The organism is Streptomyces sp. M2CJ-2 (assembly GCF_016757295.1).
In the GTDB taxonomy this organism is placed as follows: Bacteria; Actinomycetota; Actinomycetes; order Streptomycetales; family Streptomycetaceae; genus Streptomyces.
This window is the reverse complement of record NZ_JAESIF010000155.1, coordinates 1-5,152: the sequence shown is the minus strand read 5'-3', so window position 1 is coordinate 5,152 and position 5,152 is coordinate 1. Positions and strand designations below refer to the sequence as shown.

The following is a 5,152-nucleotide window of genomic DNA, read 5'->3' as shown; positions in this document are numbered from 1 at the left end:
CGGCATCGAGTCACCATCCCGCCGCCCGGCATCATCACGCACCGCAACCGTCACGTTGCCGAGAAGACCTCACTGTCGGGGCCCAGGGACGTGGTCATCGGTAAGGTTTCTGCTGGCCGTCTTTGTCGTAGCACGCCACGCGGCGAGAGCGGACTGGCCATCGGCACGGCGATGTCCGCTCAAACAGGTCTAAATCTAAGCTTTTTGCTGAATCTGATGTTTAACCTCGGCGGTTCACCTGGCCTGCTGATCTTGGCTTCTCCTTGAGACAGCAGGACGGCCGTTCTTTACGTCGAGGTGTCGAGCAACGTCGCGTGAAGGAACGGCCGCTGTGAAGCAGTCTCGCCCTTGAACAGTCCGCTGACGCCGTGCTGGGCCTCCTGTCCCACTTTCGTGTCGAGTTCTACGACTGCCTCTACACCCGGGCGGATGCGCTCTTCGAGCTCACCGACGCGGTGCTGTGTGCGGACGGTCCGGTGACGTCGCTGGTCGAGCTGACGCTCACGGCCGAGCATCGGCGCGGGCACGGCGCGATGTACGACGTGTCTGGGTGAGGTCCTCTCCGCGCGAGCGGAGGTGAGCCGCCCTCGAGTACGCACGTCTCAAGCGTGCTGCCGTCCCGGACACCTGCTGCTCTGCGGATCTCGCGTCCACCAGTTGCGTGAATTTCATACGCACCTGGGTCCCTGGCAAGTGCAGGCCGCTCCGAGGCGGGTCACGGTGAAGGCACCACGCGCTTCACGAGGAGAGCCGCCATGCCGATGCTGCTGATCAAGGGCACCTACCAGATCACCGGAGCCAGTCCCGACGGGGATTCCGTCCGCTTCTACCCCGACGACCCCAACCAGTGGGACCTGCTGCGCGGGCGGCGGGTGCGGCGCAACCGCCGCGGCGGCGCACAGCTCCGGCTCGACGGCATCGACACCCTGGAGACCCACTACCGCCCGCCCCGGGGCCCCGAGCTCCATCAGCCGGCCCCGTTCGCCAGCCAGGCCGCCGACGAACTGGTCACCTGGCTGGGCTTCAGCGGCGTACAGCGCAACGCCCACGGCATCGTCACCAGCAACCACGATCCCCAGCCCGGCTACATCCTCACCCGCAGCGCGGACGTCCACGGACGCTGCGTGGCCCTCGCCGGCCGCGGCACCGACGCCCCGGGCAGCAGCGGCACGTTCATCAACGTCACCCCGGAGCACCTGCGCCTGACGGCCAATCGTCACCAACTCACCGAGGGTCTGGCCTACCCCACCTTCTACCGCCAGCTCTTCGTCGACCTGCGCACGGAGATGACCGCGGCCGCCCAGCAGGCTCGGCAGGCCGACCTGGGCCTGTGGCCCAAGGACCAGACCCAGAGCGGGGCGAAGGTGGAGGGGATGTCCACCCTGACCGACACCGCGGTGCTGCTGCCCAAGCTGTTCCGCCGGCTGGCGGACTACCTTCAGCTCAACGACGGCGACCCCTCGCTGGCCGGCTTCCGCGCCTACCTGGCGCAACGGGAGGACAGGCTGTTCATCCTCTCCACCGGGCAGTGGACAGGATTCGACACCGTCGTCGATGTCACCAACGGCAATACCGTACGGCTTACCCATACGCCGGAGGATCTCGTCTTCGACGAGAAGTAACCGACCACCGCTGCCGTGATCGGCATCCTGGCCTGCGCGTTTCAGTCGCCGCAGTGTCCGGAGAGTCGACAAGATCACGGTCGTCATCACAGAGATCGACCGAGCGCGACGCAGACTGGCCCTCTCTCGACGACAGGCCTCTACGGCTCTCGAATGACCTTTCCAGGTATCACCGCAGCCTGAAGCAAGCTCTGAACCTCCGTCTCCGTCCAGCCAAACTTCCCTCCTGAACCTGTGGGTTCGTCGCGAACACCCTTCAGAATTCGCGAACTCGCGGACGTTCGGCATCGAGAGCTTCTACTGCCGGCCGGGCATCGAGGGCGCCCACGAGAAGGGCGGCGCCGAAGGGATGATCGGCTACTTCCGCCGCAACCACTTCGTCCCCGTCCCCGAGGTCTCCTCGCTCGCCAAGCTGAACGAGATGGTCGAGCAGTGGGACCGGCAGGACGACGCACGCCGCATCGGTGCCCGGCCCAGGACCGTCGCCGAATGCTTCGCACTCGAACAGCCGCTGCTGATACCCCTGCCCGAGGAACCGTTCGAGACGGGCCGGCTGTTCACCCCGCGGATCGACCGCTACGGCCAGATCCCGGTCCGCACCAACCGCTACTCGGTCCCCATCCGGCTGATCGGCAAGCGGGTGCGGGTCGTCCTGCACACTTCTCACCTGGTGGTCTACGACCAGAACGTGGAAGTGGCCCGGCACGAGAGGCTGATCGCCAAGGGCGCCGTGCGCCTGGAGCTGGATCATTATCTGGAGGTCCTGGTCCGCAAGCCCGGCGCGTTTCCCGGGTCCACCGCTCTGGAACAGGCCCGCTCGGCGGGCAAGTTCACCCCGGTCCACGACGCCTGGTGGGCTCAGGCCCAGAAGGTCCACGGCGAGCGGGACGGCACCCGGGCCCTGATCGAGGTCCTGCTGCTGGGCCGACACCTGCCGCACGAGCACACCGTCGCCGGCCTGGCCGCGGCCCTGCGGGCCGGGGCGATGACCGCCGACGCGGTCGCGCTGGAGGCCCGCAAGGCCGCCCAGGCCGAGACCGAACCCGCCCCCGCAGACCGGCCCTCGCCCGGCAAGCCGCCGGCGAACGTGACGTCCCTGCACGAGTGGAAGCTGTCCCACCTCCCGCCGGACACCAGGCCACTGCCGTCCGTGACCCCCTATGACCAGTTGCTCCGACGCCGTCGCGCCAGCGGCGGTGACCACCGAGAGGGAGAAGCACAGTGATCCTGCCCCGCCAGCGAGGCTTGACCGAGCAGGCCGCCGACGCCGCCATCGACACCGCCTGCTGCGGCTGCCGTCGATCCGCAACGAGTTCCCCGACATCGCCGACCGGGCGATGAAGGACCAGCTGCCCTACCGCGGCTTCCCCCCGAGCTGCTGATGGCCGAGTGCGACGACCGGGCCCGCCGCCGCTCGGAGCGGCGGATCAAGGCGGCCGGCTTCCCGCGGGAGAAGTCGCTGCGGACCTTCGACTTCGACGCCAACCCCAACATCGACCCGGCCACCACCCACACCCTCACCAGCTGCGAATGGATCAAGAAGAGCCAGCTGCTCTGCCTGATCGGCGACTCCGGCACCGGCAAGTCCCACATGCTCATCGCGCTGGGCACCGAGGCCGCCATGAAGGGCTACCGCGTCCGCTACACGCTCGCCACCAAGCTGGTGAACGAGCTGGTCGAGGCCGCCGACGAGAAGCAGCTGAACAAGACCATCGCCCGCTACGGCCGCGTTGATCTTCTGTGCATCGACGAGCTCGGCTACATGGAACTCGACCGGCACGACGCCGAACTGCTGTTCCAGGTTCTGACCGAGCGCGAGGAGAAGAACAGCGTCGCCACCGCCTCCAACGAGTCCTTCGGCGGCTGGACCAAGACGTTCACCGACCCCCGCCTCTGCGCGGCCATCGTCGACCGTCTCACCTTCAACGGCACCATCATCGAGACCGGCACCGACTCCTACCGCCTGGCCAGCACCCGGGCACGAGCCGAAGAACCTGTTAGGACCGGCTGACTCCAGCAGGCTCGGCACCGCTGGGCGCGTGTCGCTGTCGCCGCTAAACGCTCGCTTACGGCTTGGTGGCGGACGCGGCCGCAGCGGCCGTGGCCAGTGGATCGCGGGCTGCGCGGCCAAGGAGGTCGGTGAGGTCGGGGGCGGTACCGTCCAGGAAGCCGTGCCGGATGCCCGTGGCGATCGAGGCGAGCATCGGCGGCTGGAACGGCAGCAGCCCCGGCGTCTCCTCAAGGAGCCTGCGTCGGTACTCACCCAGGCTGATGGCGCGATGCGCGACACCGAGTTCGTCGGCCACCTGCCCCGCCGCGATCGGCGTGCCGACGAGGTCGTAGACGCGCCCGCTATGAGGTGCCGGATCCGACGCCACCACCGCCGCGACCTCGGCCAGGTCTCCTCGCGAGACCGCGGCCAGGGCACCGTCCCCGAACGCGGACTCCACACCGTTACCGGCCCACATCAGCAGGCCGCCGAAGAGTTCGGCATACAGGCCGTTGCGCAGGATCGTCCACGGCAACCCGCTCGCCCGCACCATGCGCTCGGTCGCGCGGTGAGCCAGAGCGAAACCGAGATGATCGCCGGCAGTGGTCAGGCTCGTGTAGACGATGTGGCCGATGCCGTCACGGACGGCGGCGTCCAGGACCGCCGTGTGCCGGGCGACGACCTGGTCGTCCTCGGCATAGCCGGCGGAGATGAGCACCAGAGTCGACACCCCGGCGAGGTCGAGGCTCACGTGGTCGTCGAAGTCGAGACGCCGCGTCCCCTCGCCCGGCGTGCGGCTGCCGCCTATCGCAACGGCACCATGGGCGTGCAGCGCCGCAAGAGTGGCCGAGCCGAGGTTCCCGTTCGCTCCGGTCACCAAAATCATGATCACTCGCAGTCTTCCGTCGTGGTTCTCATCAGTAACTACGCTTGATCCTCGACCGCACGCTCACCGGCCACAAGAAGGCAGTCTGATGTCACTCACGCACACCGCGGTAACCACCACCCCCGCCGCACTCGACCCGTGCGGACGCGAGGACCACCCCGACTGCGGCATCCGCGATGTTCTGGATCGCATCGGGGACAAGTGGTCGGTGCTCGTGATCGTCGAACTCGCCGGCGGGCCACGTCGCTTCCGTGAACTTCAGCGCGCCATCGACGGCATCTCCCAGCGCATGCTCACCCTCACCGTGCGCAGGCTCGAACGTGACGGCCTCGTGCTGCGCACCGTGTATCCGACCGTGCCGGCCCAGGTCGACTACCGCCTGACCGAGACCGGGGCCGACCTGACCCACTTGGTCAAGGCACTCGCCGACTGGTCCCTCGCGCATCGTGCCGTCATCGCCGAGGCGCGGCATGCGTACGACCAGGCCCACCCCGACCACGACATCCGCTGACACGAGCAGCTATCGCCGCATGCCGGACACCTGCCAGGGCGCTGTCAACAACATCATGACCAGCAACAACTAGGGCCTGTTCGGGATCGTGATCATGTGGCGGGGGCAAGGCTGCGCAGCCAGATGATGGCGCCGCGCAGCTG

The 5,152-nt window shown here is 68.0% G+C and carries 5 protein-coding genes and 2 pseudogenes; 6 read left to right on the top strand and 1 reads right to left on the bottom strand.

Annotation, left to right across the window (positions count from 1 at the left end):
- From JL475_RS40940 to istB, 5 genes and pseudogenes are all read left to right on the top strand, one after another.
- Window positions 1-267 (top strand): hypothetical protein (locus JL475_RS40940; RefSeq protein ID WP_237409423.1); only part of this gene is annotated, 267 nt, incomplete at its 5' end.
- Between the two features lie 104 nt (window positions 268-371).
- Window positions 372-542, top strand: a pseudogene (locus JL475_RS37955) (transposase); the annotation flags it as partial.
- A gap of 213 nt (window positions 543-755) precedes the next feature.
- Window positions 756-1,622, top strand: coding sequence for a nuclease (locus JL475_RS37950; RefSeq protein WP_202282761.1), 867 nt, complete (start codon window positions 756-758; stop codon window positions 1,620-1,622).
- Between the two features lie 349 nt (window positions 1,623-1,971).
- Complete coding sequence (locus JL475_RS37945; protein WP_237409422.1) at window positions 1,972-2,847, top strand: hypothetical protein; 876 nt, start codon at window positions 1,972-1,974, stop codon at window positions 2,845-2,847.
- Window positions 2,844-3,633 (top strand): annotated as a pseudogene (istB, locus tag JL475_RS37940) (IS21-like element helper ATPase IstB). The gene JL475_RS37945 and the pseudogene istB overlap by 4 nt, the downstream one beginning before the upstream one ends.
- Before the next feature lie 55 nt (window positions 3,634-3,688).
- Here istB and JL475_RS37935 read toward each other — a convergent pair.
- Window positions 3,689-4,498, bottom strand: a complete 810-nt coding sequence (locus JL475_RS37935; protein ID WP_202282760.1) for an NmrA family NAD(P)-binding protein — start codon at window positions 4,496-4,498, stop codon at window positions 3,689-3,691.
- Window positions 4,499-4,586: 88 nt separating this feature from the next.
- Here JL475_RS37935 and JL475_RS37930 point away from each other — a divergent pair, with 88 nt between their 5' ends.
- Window positions 4,587-5,009 (top strand): helix-turn-helix domain-containing protein, encoded by a 423-nt coding sequence (locus JL475_RS37930; RefSeq protein WP_202282759.1) that lies wholly within the window; start codon window positions 4,587-4,589, stop codon window positions 5,007-5,009.
- The last annotated feature ends 143 nt before the right edge of the window (window positions 5,010-5,152 follow it).